Source organism: Aromatoleum evansii, from assembly GCF_045689615.1.
GTDB lineage: Bacteria > Pseudomonadota > Gammaproteobacteria > Burkholderiales > Rhodocyclaceae > Aromatoleum > Aromatoleum evansii.
In genome coordinates this window covers 3,333,352-3,351,668 of sequence record NZ_CP141259.1, presented here as the reverse complement: position 1 = coordinate 3,351,668, position 18,317 = coordinate 3,333,352, and the positions used below count along the sequence as shown (strand labels likewise).

Here is an 18,317-nt window from a genome sequence, read left to right as displayed (position 1 = left end):
AAGCAAAGTCCGCCTCCGGTATCGTGGGGCGGACTTTTTTGCTTTGGGAACGGGCGCGATGCCGATGCGCAAACTCTACCGGGGCGGCGATCCGCGTCGCGCCCAGAATATCGTCGAACTGCGCGCGATGGCCGCGGCGCGCATCCCCAATTTCTGTTTCGAATACCTCGACGGCGGCGCGGATGACGAAGTGACGCTGCGCCAGAACCGCGCGAGCTTCGACGCGGTGACCTTCCAGCCGCGCACGCTGGTCGACGTGTCGGAGCGCGACCTCGGCTGCGAACTGTTCGGCAGCCGCATCGCGATGCCGGCGATCATCGCGCCGACCGGCTTCAACGGCCTGCTGTCGCACGAGGGGGACCTGATGCTCGCCGAGGCGGCGCGCGATGCCGGCATCCCGATGTGCCAGAGCATGGTGTCGACGGTGTCGCTGGAGCGCATCGTCGAGTCCGGGGTGCGCCACTGGATGCAGATCTATCCGTTCAAGGATCGGGAGAACCTTGCCGGGGTCGTGAAACGCGCCGAAGTTGCGGGCTCCGAGGCGATCGTGCTGACGACCGACGTCGCGGCCTTCGGCAATCGCGAGTGGGACCGGCGCAACTACCGCGCGCCGATGAAGCTCAACGTCGACAACCTGGTCGATGTCGCGACGCGCTGGCGCTGGCTCTTCGACGTGCTGATCCCGCACGGCATGCCGCGCTTCCGAAACCTGGGCGATTTCCTGCCGCCGGGGCAGGACAGCGCGCGCAACGCGGCGACCTTCCTGTCGAGCCAGATGGACCCGTCGCTGAACTGGGACGATGTGGCGTGGCTGCGCGAGCTGTGGCCGCGCAAGCTGCTCGTGAAGGGCATCCTGCGCCCGGACGACGCGCTGCGCGCAAAGCAGCTGGGCGTGGACGGCCTCGTCGTCACCAATCACGGCGGCCGCCAGCTCGACACCTGCGTTGCACCGATCGAGGTGCTGCCCGAGATCCGCGAGGCGGTGGGGCCGGAGATGACGCTGGTCATCGACAGCGGCCTGCGGCGCGGCAGCGATTTCGTCAAGGCGCGCGCACTGGGGGCGGATGCGGCGATGTCGGGACGGGCGACGCTGTACGGCCTCGCGGCGGCGGGCAGGCCGGGCGTGGCGCGGGCGCTGGAGATCCTGCGTTCGGAGATGGATCGAACGTTGGCGCTGCTGGGCTGCCCGGAGATGACACGGATCGGGCCGGACAGCGTGCGTTTTCCCCCGCGCTGAGGCGGTAGGGGGCGCTTGCGGCGCTCGCAACTTATTGGCGCCGTGCGCGCTCCGAACGCTTACACTCTCGCCCTTGCCGAAGGTCTCTGGCGTCTGCCGCGCTCTTCCGCATCGCGGCCGTTGTACGCTGCGCTCCTCGCCGATTCATTTCCCCGCCGCTTCCCAAAGGTATTCGATGCACCCGCTTCACGATATTGACGCACTCCTGTTGCTTGCCCTGGCGCTCGCTTCGAAGCGGCGCCCCGCCGAGCTTGTCGAAGCCATCGCCGCAGTCGATCTGCTGCAGGGGGCGATTCCGTCCGAGGCGAAGCTGGCCGAGTCTTTCGAACGCCTGGCGACGAACGGCCTCGTCTGCGCGGAGGGGGGACGCTTCACGCTGAGCGCGGCCTCGCAGGCGATCGTCACCGGCTTGCCGAAGAAGGCCGATACGGCCGAGCGTATCTTCGAAATCAGGCAGCGGCTCGGTGCGCATGTCGCGCAGGGCGAGCCGGCCGCCGTGGCCGTGCCGACGGCCGAGCAACTGAACGCCGCAATCCTGGCGCATCGCGCCTCGGGGCAGGGGGCGGGCAAGAACCTGCTGATGCCCAAGCCCAAGATCGCCGAAACCGAGAGGAAGCGCGCAGGGCACTGGCGCAAGCCGGCCGGCGCCGCGCGTCGGCGCAAGGGCTGAGGCGCGAGGTGAGCATGAGCGAATCGACCCCGCCGCAGGCGGATGCGGCCGCCCCGGACCCGACCACGGCCGCGCCGGGGCCGACGCTAGTAGGGCGGCCGTTCGGCGAGTTGCCGCTGTCGCCGGCGCTGCTGGCGACACTGGAGCAGCTCGAATACCGGACGATGACGCCGATCCAGGCCGCGAGCCTGCCGCTGGCGCTTGCCGGCCACGACCTCATCGCGCAGGCCAAGACCGGCAGCGGCAAGACCGCGGCCTTCGCGTTGACGCTGCTCACCAACCTGAACCCGCGCCGCTTTGCGGTGCAGGCGATGGTGCTGTGCCCGACGCGCGAGCTGGCGGACCAGGTGACGCAGGAGATCCGCCGTCTCGCGCGCGCTGCCGACAACATCAAGATCCTGGCGTTGTGCGGCGGCACCACCATGCGCCCGCAGCGGGCGAGCCTGGAGCACGGTGCGCACATCGTCGTCGGCACGCCGGGGCGCATCATGGATCACCTCGATCGCGGCAGCCTGAGGCTGGATGCGCTCAACACGCTGGTGCTCGACGAAGCCGATCGCATGCTGGACATGGGCTTCTACGACGACATCGCGTTCGTCGCCAGCCAGTGCCCGGTGCGGCGGCAGACCCTGCTGTTCTCCGCCACCTATCCCGAGGGGATCGAGCGGCTCGCGCAGCAGTTCCTGCGCAACCCGCAGCAGGTGAAGCTCGCCGAGCAGCACGAGGGCAGCAAGATCCGCCAGCGCTTCTACGAGATCAAGCACGACGAGCGACTGCAGGCCGTCGGCACCTTGCTCAAGCACTACCGCCCGGTCAGCACGCTGGCGTTCTGCAACACCAAGCAGCAGTGCCGGGACCTGGTCGAGGTCCTGCACAAGCAGGGCTTCCATGCGCTGACGCTGCATGGCGATCTCGAACAGCGCGAGCGCGACCAGATGCTGATCCAGTTCGCCAATCGCAGCTGTTCGGTACTCGTGGCCACCGACGTGGCCGCGCGCGGGCTTGACATCGCGCAACTCGAGGCGGTGATCAACGTCGACGTTACGCCGGATCCGGAAGTCCACATCCACCGCATCGGCCGCACCGGTCGTGCCGACGAGGACGGCTGGGCGCTGACCCTGTGCAGCCCGGCTGACAAGCGCCGCGTGGCCACCATCGCGCAGGTCACGGGCATCGAGCCGGAGTGGCATGGGCTGGGTTCCCTGCAGGGCGGCGACGAATCACCGCTGGTGCCGCCGATGGTGACGCTGCAGATCCTCGGCGGCCGCAAGGACAAGATCCGCCCCGGCGACGTGCTCGGCGCGCTGACCGGAGAGGCGGGCTTCACGCGCGAGCAGGTCGGCAAGATCACCGTGACCGACCAGACGACCTACGTCGCGGTCGTGCGTGACATCGCGCGCGAAGCCGTGCGACGCCTGTCCGCGGGCCGGCTCAAGGGCAAGCCGGTAAAGGTGCGCGCGCTGGGCGACTGACGCGTGTCAGGCGGCGGCCGACCACAGCGGTCGGCCGGTGGCGTCGAGGTGGCAGAGGTAGGCGCGCACATCGAACTCCAGCTGGTGGTAATCCGGCTCCATGTGCCGGCACAGCTGGTAGAAGGCCTTGTTGTGCTCGCGCTCGCGGATGTGCGCAAGCTCATGCACGACGATCATGCGCAGGAAGGCTTCCGGCATGTCGCGGAACACGGTCGCGACGCGGATCTCGCATTTCGCCTTGAGCTTGCCGCCCTGCACGCGCGAGACGCGGGTGTGCGTGCCGAGGGCGTGCTGGATCACGTGCAGCTTGCTGTCGAAGGCGACCTTGCTGAGTTGTCCCGCGTTGCGCAGATGGCCGGTCTTGATGTCCTGGACGTAGTCGTACAGCGCCTTGTCCGTTCGCACCTCGTGTGCCTGCGGGTACTTGCGCACCAGCAGGTCGGCGAGGCGATCCTGCGCGATCATGTCGCGCACCTGGGCGGCGAGGGTGGGCGGGTAGCCGGCGAGGTAGTCGGGGGCGGTTCGGGGACGCATGGGCTGTCGGGTGTCGCGAAGGCGAGATTGTACCGGTGACGCGGTCCCGCGCCTTCTTCTCCGGCAAGCTTACGAGCAACATGCTGCCGCCGGACCTTTCGCCGCGTTGCTTCAGCCTTGAGTGGAAGGGAACCGTACGGCGCTGTCCGTCAGCGCCTGCTGCATCGACGGCGCGAAGGGACTGTGCCCCGCGTCCGCGACGATCCGCAGCCGACTGCCTGGCACGGCATGCTGCAGGCGCCGCGCATTCTCGACCCGGCATACGAGATCCTTCTCGCCGTGAAGGATCTCGACCGGAAGCCCGCCGAGCCTTGCCGCGAGTTCCAGCAGGTGCGGCTCGCCAAGGAAGCAGTGGCGGCGCAGGTAATGCGCCTGCAACCGGTACTTCGCAAGCAGCGCCGCCTGCGCGTCTGCGTCCGGAAACACCGGCAGCGGGGCAGGGCAACCGCTGTCGAGTGTCGCCTCCCACTGCATCCAGCGTCGCACCGCTTCGGCCGCGACGATCGCATCGTTTCCCTGCACCGCATCGAACAGGCGGTCCGTCAGGGGAAGCTGCCGATCCCCGGGGGTGGCCGCATCGAGTGCTTGCCAGACTTGCGGGAACAATGCACCGGCACCGACGAAGAACCATTCCAGATCCGCAGGGCCGGTCAGGAAGATGCCGCGCAGGATCGCACCGAGGCAGGCTTCCCGATGCGCCGCGGCATAGGCGACGGCAAGTGCTGCCCCCCACGAGCCGCCCGTCACGAGCCAGCGCTCCACGCCAAGATGCCCGCGCAGCCGCTCGATGTCGGCGACGAGATCGGCCGTGGTGTTGTGCGCGCATTCCCCGCGCGGGGTGCTGCGTCCGCAGCCGCGCTGGTCGAACAACACGATGCGGAAGCGCGCGGGATCGAACAGCTGTCGCATGCGCGGCGAGCAGCCGCTGCCGGGGCCGCCGTGCAGCACGACCATGGGGAGTCCCTGCGGATTGCCGCATTGCTCGAAGTGGATCGAATGCCCGTCACCGACCGGCAGGCAGCCGCTTTGCCACGGTTCGATGGGCGGGAAAGGCGGCGATGCTGCGGGTCCGGAGGGCGGGTTGATGGCTTGCATGCACGGGATCCTAGCGCATTCCCCGAGCCTGGAATGCGCCCGGGCCGGGACGCGCCGGGGGCTGCCTTGGGTCTCATGAAAATCGCTAGGTGAAATTCCCCACTTTTTGGATTCGCGACTGCGAGGAGGTGGAGCATCCTCTGCTTCGACCCGGCAACAAGGCTGCGGTCGCTTCCTCGAACCACAATCGACGACACAGGAGACACATCATGAAATGGGAAACCCCCTCGGCTTGCGATTTCCGCTTCGGCTTCGAAATCACGATGTACATCGCGACGCGCTGAGCGTCCCCGGCATGGCCCGCGCATGCGGGTTCGTGCCGTCGCAGGAGGAGGTGAGAGCGTGAAGATCAGGGTGCTCGGTTCGGCGGCAGGGGGCGGATTCCCGCAATGGAACTGCAACTGCCGCAATTGCGACGGCCTGCGGCGCGGAACCGTGCGCGCCAGTGTACGCACGCAGTCGTCCATCGCGGTGAGCGGCGACGACGAGAACTGGGTGCTCTTCAATGCCTCGCCCGACGTCCTGCAGCAGATCCGAGCGTTCCCCGCGCTGCAGCCGGGGCGTGCGCTGCGCGATACGGCGATCCGCGCGATCGTGCTGATCGATGCGCAGATCGACCACACGACAGGGCTGCTGATGTTGCGCGAGCACCGCGCCGCGCACCAGCTGTGGTGCACCGCCGCGGTGCGGGAAGACCTCTCGGCCGGCAATCCGCTCTTCAATGTTCTGTCGCATTACTGCGGCCTCGACTGGAGGGAGGTGCCGCTTTTCGGTGCCTTTGCGATGCATGGCGTGCCTGGCATCGGTTTCGAGGCGCTCCCGCTCACGAGCAACGCGCCGCCGTATTCGCCGCATCGCGACCGTCCGCGGCCCGGTGACAACATCGGCGTGACGCTCGTCGATGCCAGGAGCGGGCGGCGGGTGTTCTACGCGCCGGGGCTGGGCGAGATGGAGGCCCACGTGTGGGCCGCGATGCAAATGGCCGACTGCGTGCTCGTCGACGGCACCTTGTGGACCGACGACGAGATGATCCGCCTCGGTGCCTCGCAGAAAACCTCGCGCGCGATGGGGCACCTGCCGCAGTCGGGGCCGGGCGGGATGATCGAATGGCTCGACCGTCTGCCCGCGCGTACCCGCAAGGTGCTGATCCACATCAACAACACGAACCCGATCCTCGATGAGGACAGTGCGGAGCGCGCGCAGCTCGCGGCGCACGGCATCGAGGTCGCCTGGGACGGCATGGAACTGTCGTTCTGAGCGTCTGTGGAAGGAGAGAGAAGCATGGATTTCGACGTCGCGATCGAGGATGCCGCCGCCCGTACCGGCATGGCCAACGAGCCGCCGCTGAGCCGCGAGGAGTTCGAGGCCCGACTGCGCGGCAAGAGCACGAGCTACCACATCCATCATCCCTTCCACGTGATGATGGCCGAGGGGAAGCTCACGCGCGCGCAGCTGCAGGGCTGGGTCGCGAACCGTTTCTACTACCAGATCGCGATCCCGGTGAAGGACGCCGCGATCATGTCGAACTGCCCGGACCGCGAGATCCGGCGCGAGTGGATCCAGCGCATCCTCGATCATGACGGTTACGAGATTGGCGGTATCAAGGATCCGGGCGGCATCGAGGCCTGGATCCGCCTGGGCGAGGCCGTGGGGCTCACGCGCGACGACGTCACGTCCTTGCGCCACGTCGTGCCGGCGGCGCGCTTCGCGGTCGACGCCTACGTCAATTTCGCGCGTCAGCGTTCGTGGCAGGAGGCGATCGCGTCGAGCCTGACCGAGCTCTTCGCGCCGCACATCCACCAGCAGCGCATCGACACCTGGCCCGACATGTATCCGTGGGTGGATACCGAGGGGCTGCAGTACTTCCGCAACCGCCTCACGCAGGCGCGGCGCGATGTCGCGCACGGCCTGCGCTTCACGCTCGACTACTTCAGCCGCAGCCGTGCGCTGCAGGAGCGCGCGCTGGAGATCCTGCAGTTCAAGCTCGACGTGCTGTGGGCGCTGGCGGATGCGATCATGCTGAGCGAGTGCAGGGTCGAGATCACCGGGCCGAAGGCATGAGCGCCGCCGAAGCCGGCCCGCGCGTGTCGCGCCGCTTCCGCCTGCAGTGGGAAGAGGCACAGAATGCCTGGGTGCTGCTCTATCCTGAAGGGATGGTGAAGCTCAACCAGAGCGCGGGCGAGATCCTGCGCCGCTGCGACGGCAGCCGCACGGAGGCGGCGATCGTCGCGGAGCTGGAAGAGGCCTTCGGCGCGAGCGGGCTCGCCGACGACGTCGCGAACTTCCTCGCGATGGCGCGCGCCCAGCAGTGGATCGAAACGTAGTGGAGGGACTCGCGATGTCCGGACCGAATGCCGCGCCGCAGCCGGGCCCGCCGCTGTGGCTGCTGGCGGAGCTGACCTACCGCTGTCCGCTGCACTGCGCCTTCTGCTACAACCCGGTCGATTTCGCGACGAGCGGGCCGGAGCTGTCGACCGACGACTGGCTGCGCGTGCTGCGCGAGGCGCGTGCCGCCGGCAGCGTGCAGTGCGGCTTCTCGGGCGGCGAGCCGATGCAGCGTGACGACCTCGAAGTGCTCGTTGCCGAGGCGCACCGACTGGGTTTCTACACCAATCTCCTGACCTCCGGCGTCGGCCTCACGCCCGAACGTGCGGCGGCGCTGAAGGCCGCGGGCCTCGACCACATCCAGCTCTCGTTCCAGGATTCGACGCGCGAGTTGAACGACTTCCTGTCGCACACCCGCACCTTCGATCTCAAGCAACGCGTCGCGGCGATGATCAAGGACAACGGCTGGCCGATGGTGATGAACTGCGTGATCCATCGCCTGAACATCGACTACATCGACCGCATCATCGAGATGGCGGTCGAGCTCGGCGCGGAATACCTGGAACTCGCGAACAACCAGTACTACTCGTGGGCGCTGCTCAACCGCGATCAGCTGCTGCCGACGCGCGAGCAACTCGAACGTGCCGAGCGCATCACCAACGAATACCGCGAGAAATACGGCGATCGCATCCGCATCTTCTTCGTCGTGCCCGATTATTACGAGACCCGCCCGAAGAAGTGCATGAACGGCTGGGGCAACGTCTTCCTCACGGTGACGCCCGACGGCACCGCGCTGCCGTGCCACACGGCGAAGATGCTCCCCGGGCTCGCCTTTCCCAACGTGCGCGAGATGGGCGTGCGCGAGATCTGGTACGAGTCGGAAGGCTTCAACCGCTACCGCGGCGATGGCTGGATGAAGGAACCCTGCCGCACCTGCCCGGAGAAGGAAAAGGACCTCGGCGGCTGTCGCTGCCAGGCCTGGATGCTGGCGGGCGACCCGGCGGCGGCCGACCCCGTGTGCGACAAGTCGCCAGCCCACCACCTGGTGACGGAGGCGCTGGCGAGAGCCGAGCGGGGCGAGGGCACGGCGATGCCGCTGGTGTTTCGGGATCCGGCCGCGTCGCGCCGCCTTGCCGCGGGCGAGGGATAAAGGCTTAGCGGCGTTCGCGATAGCGCCAGGAACCGTCGCGGTCGCTCCAGTAGCGGTGGCCGCCGTCATGATGGCGTTCGCCCCAGGAATGGTCATGGTGGCGGTAGCCGCCGTGGCCGACGGGGAGCACGATACAGCCGCCGAGCAGCGTGGCAACGAGGATTGCAGTAAGTAAGCGAGCCATGATTGACCTCCTTGTGAGTGGTCAACGCGCCGCCGGCAGGCACCGTGCACCGTCGCGCACGACTGCTTTGTAAGACTCTGTGTGAAGCCGCGGCCCGGGCGCGCGGCTTCGCGTCGTGCGGCGCCTATGCCGCGGACCGGGCGGGGCGATCGCCGCGTGCGGCGCCCAGCGCTTCGAGGTAGTCCAGTTCGGGGCCGACGGGAACGATGCCCGTGGGGTTGAGCGCCTTGATCGAGTAATAGCCCGCCTTGATGTGGTCGGGGCGGACGCTCGCCGCGAAGGCCGGGATCGCCAGCAGCCGCACGAGGTAGGCACGTACAGCCGGGTAGGCCGAGAGCGGGCGCAGGTTGCACTTGAACAGGCTGTAGTAGGCGAGCTCGAAGCGCACCAGCGTCACGAAGGCGCGGATGTCGGTCTCGGTAAGCCGGTCGCCTACCAGCCAGTCCGCCCGTGCGAGGCGGCCTTCCATCCAGTCCAGCGACGCGAACACGTCGGCGACCGCTTCCTCGTAGGCCTTCTGCGTGCCTGCGAAGCCTGCCCGATACACGCCGTTGTTGAAGCTCATGTACAGGCGCTCGTTGACCGCGTCGATCTCCTTCTGCAGTTCCGGCGGACAAAGATCGACGTCTCCGGTCGCAAGGGCGCCGAAGTCCTTGTCGAAGATGCGGACGATGTCGGACGACTCGTTATTGACGATGGTGCGGGTCTTCTTGTCCCACAGCACCGGCACCGTCGCGCGGCCGGTGTGCGTCGGGTCGGCCAGCGTATAGATTTCGTGCATGTAGCTCGCGCCGTTGACGGGGTCGAGGTCGCTGTCGTCGCGTCCGGTGAAGGCCCAGCCCTGATCGCCCAGGCGCGGGTCGACCGCGCACACGTCGATCGCGTTCTCGAGTCCCTTCAGGTGCAGCGCGATCAGCGTCCGCGATGCCCACGGGCAGATGTAGGCGACGTACAGCTGATAGCGGCCCGCTTCGACGGCGAAGCCCTTCGCGCTGTCGGGGCCGATCCGGTCGCGGAAACCCGAATGCTGGCGGATGAAGCGCCCGTCGGCGTCGCTTTGCTGCACCGGCTGCCACTTTTCCGCCCATTTGCCATTCACGAGCATGTTCTTGTCCTCTCTCTGTTGTGGGCATTGCCCTATGGGCGAAAAGGTATGGGATGCGCCGTGGAAGATAAACAGCGACGAGGGGGCATGACTGTTGCCCGAACAAGAACAAAACGTACGCATTGATGACGAATGCGGGTGCTTCGCGGACCTCGTTCTCACAAGATTATTGTTGCAAATAATGGAACATAAATTCGCAATTGGAGCTATTTAACTCAACTGTCTCGCCGCGTACAGTTCGTTCCACGGTCAGCAAGCGGTACGAAGACATGCGGCCATCCCCAACCCCAATCAATGGAGAAAGAAAATGAGCAACGGTTTCGTCAATCGCCTTCTCGCCACCAAAGCCGGCTGGGGTCCCCTGGCGCTGCGCATTCCGGTCGGCATCATCTTCGCAGCGCATGGCGCGCAGAAACTCTTCGGCTGGTTCGGCGGCTACGGCCTGCAGGGCACGGGGCAGTGGATGGAATCGATCGGTCTTGCACCGGGCCAGCTGATGGCCCTGCTGGCGGGCGGCGCGGAGTTCTTCGGCGGCCTCGCGCTGATCGTGGGCCTGCTCGTGCGCCCCGCGTCGGCCGTGCTGGCGTTCGCCATGCTGGTCGCGATCTTCAGCGTGCATGCGGCCAACGGGCTGTTCATGAAGAACAACGGCTACGAATTCGGCCTGGCGCTTCTCGCGGTCTCGATCTCGCTCGCGTTCAGCGGCGCGGGCCGGGCCTCCCTCGACGCCGTGCTGGCATCGTCGGACGGCAAGCACTGATTCCTTCCCGCAGCTGAACCGGGACACAAACATGAACGACGATACCGTCCTCGTCCGGAAACCGGCCGCCGCGCGGCGGCTGGTGCTGCTGTTCCACGGCGTCGGCGCGACGCCGCAGAACCTCCTGCCGCTCGCCGACGCCATTGCGCACGCCGATCCCTCCGCATGCGTCGTGAGCGTGCGATCGCCGGATCCGTGTGATTTCGGCATCGGCTGGCAGTGGTTTGCCGTGCGTGGCGTCACCGAGGAGAACCGCCTCGAACGTGTCGCCGCCGCGATGCCGCGCTTCGTAGAAACCGTGCGTGACTGGCAGAAACAATCCGGCGTCGGGCCGGACGCGACGACCCTGATCGGCTTCTCGCAGGGCGCGATCATGGCCCTCGAATCGACCCAGACCGCCGATCGACTTGCTTCGCAGGTGATCGCGATCGCCGGGCGTTTCGCGCAGCCGCCCAGGGTTCGGCCCGTGGCGGCCGTGCAGCTCATTCACGGCGAGGACGACACGGTAATCGAGCCGCGCTACAGCATCGCCGCGGCGGACCGCCTCGCGTCGATCGGCGCCGAGGTCGGACTCAACCTGTTGCCGGAGGTCGGGCACACGATCGACGCGGACGTCGTCGATCTCGTGTGTGCGCAACTGCGCAAGGGGTGACGGTGTAGCTATTGGTCAGCACCGTGTGCTCCGGTTGAAGCGCTTTACGTACAATCCAATAATCGTTAGATTGTGCGTATGAATCAGGCTGTCACCAAGTCATCCCTCTACGAGCACGTTGCCCGCATCGGCAGGGCGATCTCCAGCCCGAAGCGCCTGGAGCTCATCGAATTGCTGGCGCAGGGCGAGAAGACGGTCGAACTGCTCGCAGAACAGGCCCATATCGACATGCGGCTGGCCAGTGCCCATCTGCGTGCGCTGCGCGAAGCACGCCTGGTGGAAACACGCCGGGAGGGCAAGTTCATCCATTACCGGCTGAGCGGTCCGGACGTCGCTCGGCTCTGGCTTAACGTCCGTGAAGTGGCCGAGGAGCATCTGGTCGAACTGCGCGTGGCGCTGGAGCGGATGGCCGCCGCCCCCGATGCGCTCACCTCGGAGAGCCGGGAGTCCTTGCTTGCCAAGGCCCGCAGCGGCGACGTCGTGGTCATAGACGTCCGGCCGGAGGCCGAATATGCCGCCGGGCACCTCCCGCATGCCCGTTCGATGCCGCTCGCCGAACTCGAAAAACGGCTGGCCGAGCTGCCGGCCGGGAAGGAAATCGTCGCCTATTGCCGCGGACCGTTCTGCCTGATGTCGGACGAAGCCGTCCGACTGCTGCGGCAGCGCGGTTTCAGTGCGCACAAGATTTCCGATGGGGTGACCGAGTGGAGCGCAAACGGCTTGCCTGTCGAGAACTGAACTCAACGCAGAAGCCAGGGGGTTGCCATGAACACCTTGTTCATTCTCAACGATGGACCCTACGGAACGGAGCGCAGCTACAACGCACTGCGCCTGGCCCGTACGCTGGGCAGGATGGAGGGCGAGACGGTTCGTGTGTTCCTGATGGGGGACGCGGTCGGCTGCGCCAAGAGCGGCCAGAAAGTGCCCGACGGGTACTACAACGCCGGCGACATGGTCCGCATGGTGGGGGGCGAGGTGGCGCTGTGCGGCACCTGCATGGACGCTCGCGGCCTGGGCGACGACCAGCTGGTCGAAGGCGTGCGGCGCAGCACCCTGAAGGAACTCGCCGAATGGACGGCCGCTGCCGACAAGGTGCTGGTGTTTTGAGCGGCGCGAGCCAAGCATCGAAGGTCGAGCCATGAAAGGACGCGAAAGCGGCATGCCCGACGAGGCGTACTGGGCTTCGTTCTTCGACCCCGTGCGCATCCTGGATTGCCTTCTGCCTGCCCCGGGGGATGGCCGCAACCTGGTGGAGTTCGGTTGCGGCTACGGTACCTTCACCCTGCCTGCTGCCGCCCGGACACGGGGCCTGGTAACCGCACTCGACATCGAGCCGGGCATGGTGAGCCTGGTGCGACAACGCGCGCAGAGTGCCGGTCTATCGAACATCCGGGCGGAGCTGCGCGACTTCGTCGAGCACGGCACGGGCGTACCGGATGGCTCGCAAGACCATGCCATGCTCTTCAACCTGCTGCATATCGAAGACCCCGTCGCCTTGCTGCGCGAGGCTTATCGAAGCCTGCAGCCGGGCGGCGTCCTGTCCGTGATTCACTGGCGCAGCGACATCGAAACGCCGCGGGGTCCGCCCCTGGCGATTCGTCCTCGGCCGGATCAGTGTGCCGCCTGGATGGTCGAGGCCGGGTTCGATGCGGTCCGGCCGGTCGCGCTGGGCGACGCCGCGCCGTACCACTTCGGGATCCTGGCGCGGCGGCCGGCGCATGAGTAATCCGGCAATTGAATACTTCCGTTCGCCCTGAGCCCTTGGGCTGGGTTCAAGCCAGGCTGGTCGAAGGGCGGTGGCAATGTTCCGGGAAGCTCAACCCGCGCGCGGATCCGCCCCGCGCCGTCGATAAGTTCCGGGTGGTGTTCCCGTCCACTGCCGGAACGCCCGGTTGAATGCGGCCGGGTCGTCGAAGCCCAGCTCGGCCCCGATGTTGGCGATGGATTCATCCGAGCGCGAGATGCGCGCGATCGCCACGTCGCGGCGCAGCGCGTCCTTGATCGCCTGGAAGTGCGTGCCTTCGGCGTCGAGGCGGCGGGCGAGGGTGCGCGGCGAGATGTGCAGGGCGCGGGCGACGTCCTCCACCGTTTGTGGCGTGCCGAGGCGCGCTTCGAGCAGGTCGCGCACGCGGTGGGTGACCAGGCGTTCGCTCACCGAGACGTGGATCCAGTCCATCGGGGCGCTGCGCAGGAAGGCGGCGAGGGAGGCCTTGTCCTGGCGGACGGGGGCATCCATGAAGATCGGGTCGATGTGGAGCGCCGTGAGCGGGCGGTCGAAGCGCGCCGGGCCGGCGTACATGTTGATGTATTCGCCGGCATGCGGCGGGGGCGGGTAGGCGAGGTCGACGCGGGCTAAGAGAAGCTTGCGGTCGATCATCCACGACGCGATGCCCTGCACGAGCATCAGCATGAGTTCCAGGATCAGCACCCGTGCCTCGCCCAGGTCGGTCCGCTCGACCAGCGCGATGCGCGTGAGGCCGTCATCGTCGTGCATCTCGAACTGCAGGTCGTCCAGCATCAGCCGGAAGAAGCCGCAGAAGCGGTGCAGCGCGACGCGCAGGTTGGCGGCGTCGATCAGGCACAGGCACAGGAATTTGAGCGTGCCCGCGCGCAGGGGGCGCGAGAAGAAGAGAGGCGTTTCGTCATCCAGTTCGACCGCGAGCGTGCGGTAGAAGAGCGCGAACTGTTCGACGGTGACGCGCGCCGATTCCTGTTCGAGCAGCGCCGGTGCGATGCCGGCGCGGGCGATGCAGTCCCAGGCGAGCGCCCGGCGCTCTCCGAGCCGCTCGACGAGCTGTCCGATCATGTGGATCGGAACGGTGACGGATGGCCGGTTCATGCTTTCGTGATTCCACTTGAGTTGGCGAATTGGTGGCAGAAAATGTCAATCGATGGGCGTTTTCTGCCATCTACAAACGTCACCATACGCAATAGTATGGATCACAAATCGAGACATCTGAAACATTTAAGCCGTTGCCGGTGCGGCGATTGACGCGACGATGCGTCACGCTCTGGCAATTAAAGCACAGATGCGCCCGCCGCCCGCGAGGGGGTGGTTTCGAGGAGAGATCATGGATTTTCAGTTGAACGCGGAGCAGCGCGAGATCCGCGAGCTTGCGCGGCGTTTCTCCGACCGCGAGATCGTGCCGCGTGCGGCCGAGGCGGACCGCAGCAAGGCCTTCCCGGTCGAGGTGCATCAACGCGCGCAGGAGCTGGGCCTGCTCGGCATCAATCTGCCGGAATCGGTCGGGGGCGGCGGTCTGGGCTGTCTCGAGCTGGTGCTGGTGACCGAAGCCTTCTGCCGCGGCTGCCTCGGCATCGGCACTGCCTTGTGCGTGAATGCGCTGGCGACCGAGCCGATCGTGATTGCGGGCACCGAGGCGCAGCGCAGGCGTTATCTCGCCGCGGCGGCGCAGGGGGCGCTGGCGAGCTTTGCGATGACGGAACCGGGAGCGGGGTCGGATGTGGCCGGTATCCGGACGCGCGCCGAGCGCGTGTCCGGCGGTTACATGCTGACGGGCAGCAAGATCTGGATCTCGAACGCCAACCTCGCCGAGTTCCTTGTCGTCTTCGCCAAGACCGCACCGGATGCGGGCCACCGGGGCATGACGGCCTTCATCGTGCCGCGCGCAAGCCAGGGGCTGTCGGTCGGCGAGCCGCTGGGCAAGCTCGGGCAGTGCGCCGCGCCGACCTGCGAGGTCTTCCTCGACAAGGTGTTCGTGCCCGAGGACCACCGGCTGGGCGAGGAGGGCAGCGGCTTCGAGCTTGCGATGGCGGTGTTCGATCACTCGCGGCCCATGGTCGCGGCCTTCGGGGTCGGGCTCATCGAGCGCTGCATCGACGAGGCGCTGGCCTACGCAACGGAGCGCCGCAGCATGGGCAGGCGCCTGATCGAGCATCAGGCGGTCGCACACAAGCTCGCCGAGATGCGCATGAAGCTCGAGGCGGCGCGCCTGCTCACCTACCAGGCGGCGTGGCTGCTGGACCAGGGGCGGCCGAACACGATCGAGGCTTCGATCGCCAAGGCCTTCGCCGCCGACGCGGCGATGTGGGCCGCGACCGAGGCGGTGCAGATTTTCGGCGGCATGGGCTACTCGACCGAGTATCCGGTGGAAAAACTCTTCCGTGACGCCAAGGTGCTGCAGATCTACGAAGGCACGAGCGAGATCCAGCGCAACATCATCGCCCGGGAAATGCAGCGGGCTTGAACGACAGGAGCAATCGATGACCCAACCCTACCCCAACGAAGCGCTGATCCTAGGCGCCGTCCGCACCCCCTTCGGCCGCCGCGGCGGCGCGCTGCGCGAGACCCGTCCCGACGAACTGCTGGCGACGGCGGTCGGCGGCGTGCTGCAGCGCACCGGCTTGCCCGCCGATCGGGTCGGCGACGTGCTCGCGGGCTGCGTGAGCCAGGCGGGCGAGCAGGGCGCCAACATCGGCCGCCAGGCGGCGCTGCTGGCAGGCCTGCCGGCCGAGGTGCCGGGCGTGTCGATGAACAGGATGTGCGGCTCCAGCCAGTTCGCGGTGCATGCCGCGTCGCAGGCGGTGGCGGCGGGCGATCTCGATTTCGCAATCGGCTGCGGCGTCGAGAGCATGAGCCGGGTGCCGATGTTCCTCGACCTGACGCTGGGCAAGGGCGATTTCCGCGGCTTCGACGGCCTGCATCCCGACATCCTGCGCCGCTACGCGATCCCGCATCAGGTGGAGAGCGCCGAGCGCATCGCCGAGCAGTGGAAGTTCTCGCGCGCCGACATGGACGAGTTCGCGATCGAGAGCCATCGCCGCGCCGAAGCCGCGCGCGCCGCGGGCCTGCACGCCGAGATCCTGCCGGTGAAGGGCGTGGACAAGGATGGGGCCGCGATCACGCTGGCTCACGACGAAGGCATCCGCGCATCGATCGACGTAGACCGCATGCGCGGCATGGCGCCGGTGTTCCGTCAGCCGGGCGAAGGTGGGGTCACCGCCGCGAACGCGAGCCAGATGTCGGACGGCGCGTCGGCGGTGCTGGTGGGGCGTCGCGCGGCCGCCGAGGCGCTCGGGATCAGGCCGCGGGCGCGCTTCCGTGCGCGGGTGGCGATCGGCTCGGATCCGGTGATGCAGCTCACCGGCGTGATCCCCGCCGCGCGCCGCGCGCTGGAGCTCGCCGGGCTGTCGATCCGCGACCTCGACTGGATCGAGCTGAACGAGGCCTTCGCCAGCGTCGCGCTGTGCTTCGCACGCGAGTTCGCACCGGAACTCGACAAGCTCAACCCGTGGGGCGGCGCCATCGCCCACGGCCACCCGCTGGGCGGCACCGGCGCGGGCCTGATGGCGAAGATGCTCGCCGGGCTGGAGCACCGCGGCGGCCAGTTCGGCCTGCAGGTGATGTGCATCGGCCACGGCATGGCGACGGCCACGGTGATCGAACGGATCTGAAGCGACGACGCAAGTAAGCACACGAACGGGGGCGCAGCCGAGGCCCCGGTACAAGAATGGAGACGAGAGGATGAGTGCCGTGAAAATCGACGACCTGAACCTGAACGTGCGCCGGGCGGCGCGCAACCTGATCGGCGATGCATTCGCGCGATCGGTGCGCCGCAACCCGCAGCGCGAGGCGCTGCGTTTCGAGGCGCGCAGCTGGCGTTACGCCGAGCTCGACCGCGCGGCCAATCGCGTGGCCAACCGGCTGCTGGGGCTGGGCCTCGTCGCCGGCGACCGCGTCGCGGCCTACGGGCGCAATTCCGATGCCTACGTGCTGCTGTGGCTGGGCTGCGTGAAGGCCGGCCTCATCCACGTGCCGATCAACTACGCGCTGCTCGACGCGGAGCTGCGCTACATCGTCGACCAGTCGGGCGCGCGTGCGCTGTTCTGCGATGCCGACATGGCGGTGCACGTCGAGGCGCTCGGGCCGACGCTGGGCTGCGAATGGCGCGGGACGCTGCACGGCGGCAGCGGGCGGGACGTGCTGGAGTGGTCGCAGGGTGCGGGGGATGACGTGGCGCCGCACATCGACACGACGGACGAGGACATCGCCCAGCTCTTGTACACCTCCGGCACGACCGCCGCGCCCAAGGGGGCGATGATGAGCCATCGCGCGCTGCTGGCCGAATACACGAGCACGCTGCTCGCGACCGACATCCGCGGCGAGGACGTCTCGCTGGCCGCCTTGCCGCTCTACCACTCGGCGCAGATGCACGTCTTCCTGATGCCGCAGCTGCTGGTCGGCGGCACGACGCGGCTGGTGCAGGCGCCGCAGCCGGACCGCTGCTTCGAGCTGATCGAGCGCGAGCGCGTGACGTCCTTCTTCGCGCCGCCGACGGTGTGGATCGCCTTCCTGCGTCATCCGGGTTTCGACGCAGCGCGCCTCGCCTCGCTGCAGAAGGGCTATTACGGCGCGTCGATCATGCCGGTGCCGGTGCTGCAGGAGCTCGCGTCGCGCCTGCCGGGGCTGCGGCTCTACAACTGCTACGGCCAGAGCGAGATCGCACCGCTTGCGACCGTGCTGCGTCCCGAGGAGCACGCAGAGCGCCCGGCCTCGGCGGGGCGGCCGATCTTCAACGTCGAGACGCGCATCGTCGATGTAAACATGCAGGACGTCGCGCCCGGGGAGATGGGCGAGATCGTGCATCGTTCGCCGCAGCTCATGAGCGGCTACTGGGACAAGCCGGAAGAGACGGCCGGCACGTTTGCCGACGGCTGGTTCCGCACCGGCGACGTCGGCTACCTCGACGAGGGCGGCTATCTCTACATCACCGACCGCATCAAGGACATCATCAAGACCGGCGGGGTGGTGGTGGCGAGCCGCGAGGTGGAAGAGTGCCTGTACACTCACCCGGCAGTGGGCGAGGTCGCGGTGATCGGCCTGCCGGACGAACGTTGGATCGAGGCCGTCGCGGCGGTGGTTGCCTTGAAGCAGGGCGCCACGGCGAGCGCCGACGAGCTGATCGCGCACGTGCGCGAGAATCTGGCCGCGTTCAAGGTGCCCAAGCGGGTGTACTTCGTCGAGGACATGCCGCGCAACGCGTCGGGGAAGCTGCTGAAGCGCGAGTTGCGGGAGCGGTTCCGGACGTAATCGGGCGGCGGGTCCCGGGACGGAACGAGCTGCGCATTCGGCGGATGAAGCCGCTGCGCGGCTCATCCGCCCTGCTTTCTTG

At 67.6% G+C, this 18,317-nt stretch carries 21 protein-coding genes; 16 read left to right on the top strand and 5 right to left on the bottom strand.

The window, feature by feature from the left end; translation table 11 throughout:
* The first annotated feature begins 58 nt into the window (after window positions 1-58).
* The 3 genes from U5817_RS15715 (at window position 59) to dbpA (ending at window position 3,379) form a co-directional block, all read left to right on the top strand.
* Window positions 59-1,237: an alpha-hydroxy acid oxidase gene (locus U5817_RS15715; RefSeq protein WP_407277978.1), complete on the top strand. Its 1,179-nt coding sequence runs from the start codon at window positions 59-61 to the stop codon at window positions 1,235-1,237.
* A 175-nt stretch (window positions 1,238-1,412) separates the two neighbouring features.
* Window positions 1,413-1,907 (top strand): hypothetical protein, encoded by a 495-nt coding sequence (locus U5817_RS15710; protein ID WP_407277977.1) that lies wholly within the window; start codon window positions 1,413-1,415, stop codon window positions 1,905-1,907.
* Between the two features lie 14 nt (window positions 1,908-1,921).
* The gene (gene dbpA / locus U5817_RS15705; RefSeq protein ID WP_407277976.1) at window positions 1,922-3,379 is read left to right on the top strand and encodes an ATP-dependent RNA helicase DbpA; all 1,458 of its coding nucleotides are present in this window, start codon (window positions 1,922-1,924) and stop codon (window positions 3,377-3,379) included.
* Window positions 3,380-3,385: 6 nt separating this feature from the next.
* On the opposite strand, the gene U5817_RS15700 is transcribed toward dbpA, so the two are convergent.
* Together U5817_RS15700 and pip are read right to left on the bottom strand one after the other, a co-directional pair.
* A complete protein-coding gene (locus U5817_RS15700) occupies window positions 3,386-3,913 on the bottom strand; it encodes a M48 family metallopeptidase (protein WP_407277975.1) in 528 nt (175 codons plus the stop codon).
* A gap of 111 nt (window positions 3,914-4,024) precedes the next feature.
* Entirely contained in the window at window positions 4,025-5,008 is a 984-nt protein-coding gene (gene pip, locus U5817_RS15695; RefSeq protein WP_407277974.1) for a prolyl aminopeptidase, read from the bottom strand.
* A gap of 209 nt (window positions 5,009-5,217) precedes the next feature.
* On the opposite strand from pip, the gene pqqA reads away from it, so the two are divergent.
* From pqqA to pqqE, 5 genes are read left to right on the top strand one after another with little or no spacing between them, the layout of a single operon-like run.
* The gene (gene pqqA / locus U5817_RS15690; protein WP_076601006.1) at window positions 5,218-5,292 is read left to right on the top strand and encodes a pyrroloquinoline quinone precursor peptide PqqA; all 75 of its coding nucleotides are present in this window, start codon (window positions 5,218-5,220) and stop codon (window positions 5,290-5,292) included.
* Window positions 5,293-5,350: 58 nt separating this feature from the next.
* Complete coding sequence (pqqB, locus tag U5817_RS15685) at window positions 5,351-6,265, top strand: pyrroloquinoline quinone biosynthesis protein PqqB (protein ID WP_407277973.1); 915 nt, start codon at window positions 5,351-5,353, stop codon at window positions 6,263-6,265.
* 24 nt (window positions 6,266-6,289) lie between these two features.
* On the top strand, window positions 6,290-7,069 hold the full coding sequence (gene pqqC, locus U5817_RS15680; protein ID WP_407277972.1) for a pyrroloquinoline-quinone synthase PqqC: 780 nt from the start codon (window positions 6,290-6,292) through the stop codon (window positions 7,067-7,069).
* Window positions 7,066-7,332, top strand: a complete 267-nt coding sequence (gene pqqD / locus U5817_RS15675; protein ID WP_407277971.1) for a pyrroloquinoline quinone biosynthesis peptide chaperone PqqD — start codon at window positions 7,066-7,068, stop codon at window positions 7,330-7,332. The genes pqqC and pqqD overlap by 4 nt, the downstream gene beginning before the upstream one ends.
* Window positions 7,333-7,346: 14 nt before the next feature.
* Window positions 7,347-8,483, top strand: a complete 1,137-nt coding sequence (pqqE, locus tag U5817_RS15670; protein ID WP_169125822.1) for a pyrroloquinoline quinone biosynthesis protein PqqE — start codon at window positions 7,347-7,349, stop codon at window positions 8,481-8,483.
* A 4-nt stretch (window positions 8,484-8,487) separates the two neighbouring features.
* On the opposite strand, the gene U5817_RS15665 is transcribed toward pqqE, so the two are convergent.
* Both U5817_RS15665 and U5817_RS15660 read right to left on the bottom strand, forming a co-directional pair.
* The gene (locus tag U5817_RS15665; RefSeq protein ID WP_169125821.1) at window positions 8,488-8,667 is read right to left on the bottom strand and encodes a hypothetical protein; all 180 of its coding nucleotides are present in this window, start codon (window positions 8,665-8,667) and stop codon (window positions 8,488-8,490) included.
* 124 nt (window positions 8,668-8,791) lie between these two features.
* Complete coding sequence (locus tag U5817_RS15660) at window positions 8,792-9,772, bottom strand: glutathione S-transferase family protein (RefSeq protein ID WP_407277970.1); 981 nt, start codon at window positions 9,770-9,772, stop codon at window positions 8,792-8,794.
* A 307-nt stretch (window positions 9,773-10,079) separates the two neighbouring features.
* Between U5817_RS15660 and U5817_RS15655 the strand changes: the two genes are divergently transcribed.
* The 5 genes from U5817_RS15655 to U5817_RS15635 all read left to right on the top strand — a co-directional run bounded on the left by U5817_RS15655 (window position 10,080) and on the right by U5817_RS15635 (window position 12,910).
* Window positions 10,080-10,532, top strand: coding sequence for a DoxX family protein (locus tag U5817_RS15655; protein ID WP_407277969.1), 453 nt, complete (start codon window positions 10,080-10,082; stop codon window positions 10,530-10,532).
* Between the two features lie 31 nt (window positions 10,533-10,563).
* Window positions 10,564-11,184 carry an esterase gene (ypfH, locus tag U5817_RS15650; RefSeq protein ID WP_407277968.1) on the top strand — a complete coding sequence of 207 codons (621 nt, stop codon included), beginning with the start codon at window positions 10,564-10,566 and terminating at the stop codon, window positions 11,182-11,184.
* A gap of 78 nt (window positions 11,185-11,262) precedes the next feature.
* Entirely contained in the window at window positions 11,263-11,922 is a 660-nt protein-coding gene (locus U5817_RS15645; protein WP_407277967.1) for an ArsR/SmtB family transcription factor, read from the top strand.
* 27 nt (window positions 11,923-11,949) lie between these two features.
* Entirely contained in the window at window positions 11,950-12,291 is a 342-nt protein-coding gene (locus U5817_RS15640) for a DsrE/DsrF/TusD sulfur relay family protein (RefSeq protein WP_169125816.1), read from the top strand.
* A 31-nt stretch (window positions 12,292-12,322) separates the two neighbouring features.
* Entirely contained in the window at window positions 12,323-12,910 is a 588-nt protein-coding gene (locus U5817_RS15635) for a class I SAM-dependent methyltransferase (RefSeq protein WP_407277966.1), read from the top strand.
* A gap of 90 nt (window positions 12,911-13,000) precedes the next feature.
* Here U5817_RS15635 and U5817_RS15630 read toward each other — a convergent pair whose 3' ends face one another.
* Window positions 13,001-14,023, bottom strand: a complete 1,023-nt coding sequence (locus tag U5817_RS15630; RefSeq protein ID WP_407277965.1) for an AraC family transcriptional regulator — start codon at window positions 14,021-14,023, stop codon at window positions 13,001-13,003.
* A 232-nt stretch (window positions 14,024-14,255) separates the two neighbouring features.
* Here U5817_RS15630 and U5817_RS15625 point away from each other — a divergent pair, with 232 nt between their 5' ends.
* From U5817_RS15625 to U5817_RS15615, 3 genes are all read left to right on the top strand, one after another.
* On the top strand, window positions 14,256-15,392 hold the full coding sequence (locus U5817_RS15625; RefSeq protein ID WP_407277964.1) for an acyl-CoA dehydrogenase family protein: 1,137 nt from the start codon (window positions 14,256-14,258) through the stop codon (window positions 15,390-15,392).
* A gap of 16 nt (window positions 15,393-15,408) precedes the next feature.
* Window positions 15,409-16,599 carry a thiolase family protein gene (locus U5817_RS15620; RefSeq protein WP_407277963.1) on the top strand — a complete coding sequence of 397 codons (1,191 nt, stop codon included), beginning with the start codon at window positions 15,409-15,411 and terminating at the stop codon, window positions 16,597-16,599.
* A 70-nt stretch (window positions 16,600-16,669) separates the two neighbouring features.
* Window positions 16,670-18,235, top strand: a complete 1,566-nt coding sequence (locus tag U5817_RS15615; RefSeq protein WP_407277962.1) for an acyl-CoA synthetase — start codon at window positions 16,670-16,672, stop codon at window positions 18,233-18,235.
* Window positions 18,236-18,317 lie beyond the last annotated feature (82 nt).

Excerpts from the sequence above, each read along its gene's own strand:
- U5817_RS15660 (WP_407277970.1), bottom strand. The coding sequence starts at position 9,772 with ATGCTCGTGAATGGCAAATGGGCGGAAAAGTGGCAGCCGGTGCAGCAA.
- pqqC (WP_407277972.1), top strand. The coding sequence starts at position 6,290 with ATGGATTTCGACGTCGCGATCGAGGATGCCGCCGCCCGTACCGGCATG.
- pqqE (WP_169125822.1), top strand. The coding sequence starts at position 7,347 with ATGTCCGGACCGAATGCCGCGCCGCAGCCGGGCCCGCCGCTGTGGCTG.
- U5817_RS15655 (WP_407277969.1), top strand. The coding sequence starts at position 10,080 with ATGAGCAACGGTTTCGTCAATCGCCTTCTCGCCACCAAAGCCGGCTGG.
- U5817_RS15625 (WP_407277964.1), top strand. The coding sequence starts at position 14,256 with ATGGATTTTCAGTTGAACGCGGAGCAGCGCGAGATCCGCGAGCTTGCG.
- U5817_RS15645 (WP_407277967.1), top strand. The coding sequence starts at position 11,263 with ATGAATCAGGCTGTCACCAAGTCATCCCTCTACGAGCACGTTGCCCGC.
- U5817_RS15630 (WP_407277965.1), bottom strand. The coding sequence starts at position 14,023 with ATGAACCGGCCATCCGTCACCGTTCCGATCCACATGATCGGACAGCTC.
- ypfH (WP_407277968.1), top strand. The coding sequence starts at position 10,564 with ATGAACGACGATACCGTCCTCGTCCGGAAACCGGCCGCCGCGCGGCGG.
- pip (WP_407277974.1), bottom strand. The coding sequence starts at position 5,008 with ATGCAAGCCATCAACCCGCCCTCCGGACCCGCAGCATCGCCGCCTTTC.
- U5817_RS15700 (WP_407277975.1), bottom strand. The coding sequence starts at position 3,913 with ATGCGTCCCCGAACCGCCCCCGACTACCTCGCCGGCTACCCGCCCACC.
- U5817_RS15715 (WP_407277978.1), top strand. The coding sequence starts at position 59 with ATGCCGATGCGCAAACTCTACCGGGGCGGCGATCCGCGTCGCGCCCAG.
- U5817_RS15665 (WP_169125821.1), bottom strand. The coding sequence starts at position 8,667 with ATGGCTCGCTTACTTACTGCAATCCTCGTTGCCACGCTGCTCGGCGGC.
- U5817_RS15620 (WP_407277963.1), top strand. The coding sequence starts at position 15,409 with ATGACCCAACCCTACCCCAACGAAGCGCTGATCCTAGGCGCCGTCCGC.
- dbpA (WP_407277976.1), top strand. The coding sequence starts at position 1,922 with ATGAGCGAATCGACCCCGCCGCAGGCGGATGCGGCCGCCCCGGACCCG.
- pqqD (WP_407277971.1), top strand. The coding sequence starts at position 7,066 with ATGAGCGCCGCCGAAGCCGGCCCGCGCGTGTCGCGCCGCTTCCGCCTG.
- U5817_RS15615 (WP_407277962.1), top strand. The coding sequence starts at position 16,670 with ATGAGTGCCGTGAAAATCGACGACCTGAACCTGAACGTGCGCCGGGCG.
- U5817_RS15640 (WP_169125816.1), top strand. The coding sequence starts at position 11,950 with ATGAACACCTTGTTCATTCTCAACGATGGACCCTACGGAACGGAGCGC.
- U5817_RS15635 (WP_407277966.1), top strand. The coding sequence starts at position 12,323 with ATGAAAGGACGCGAAAGCGGCATGCCCGACGAGGCGTACTGGGCTTCG.
- U5817_RS15710 (WP_407277977.1), top strand. The coding sequence starts at position 1,413 with ATGCACCCGCTTCACGATATTGACGCACTCCTGTTGCTTGCCCTGGCG.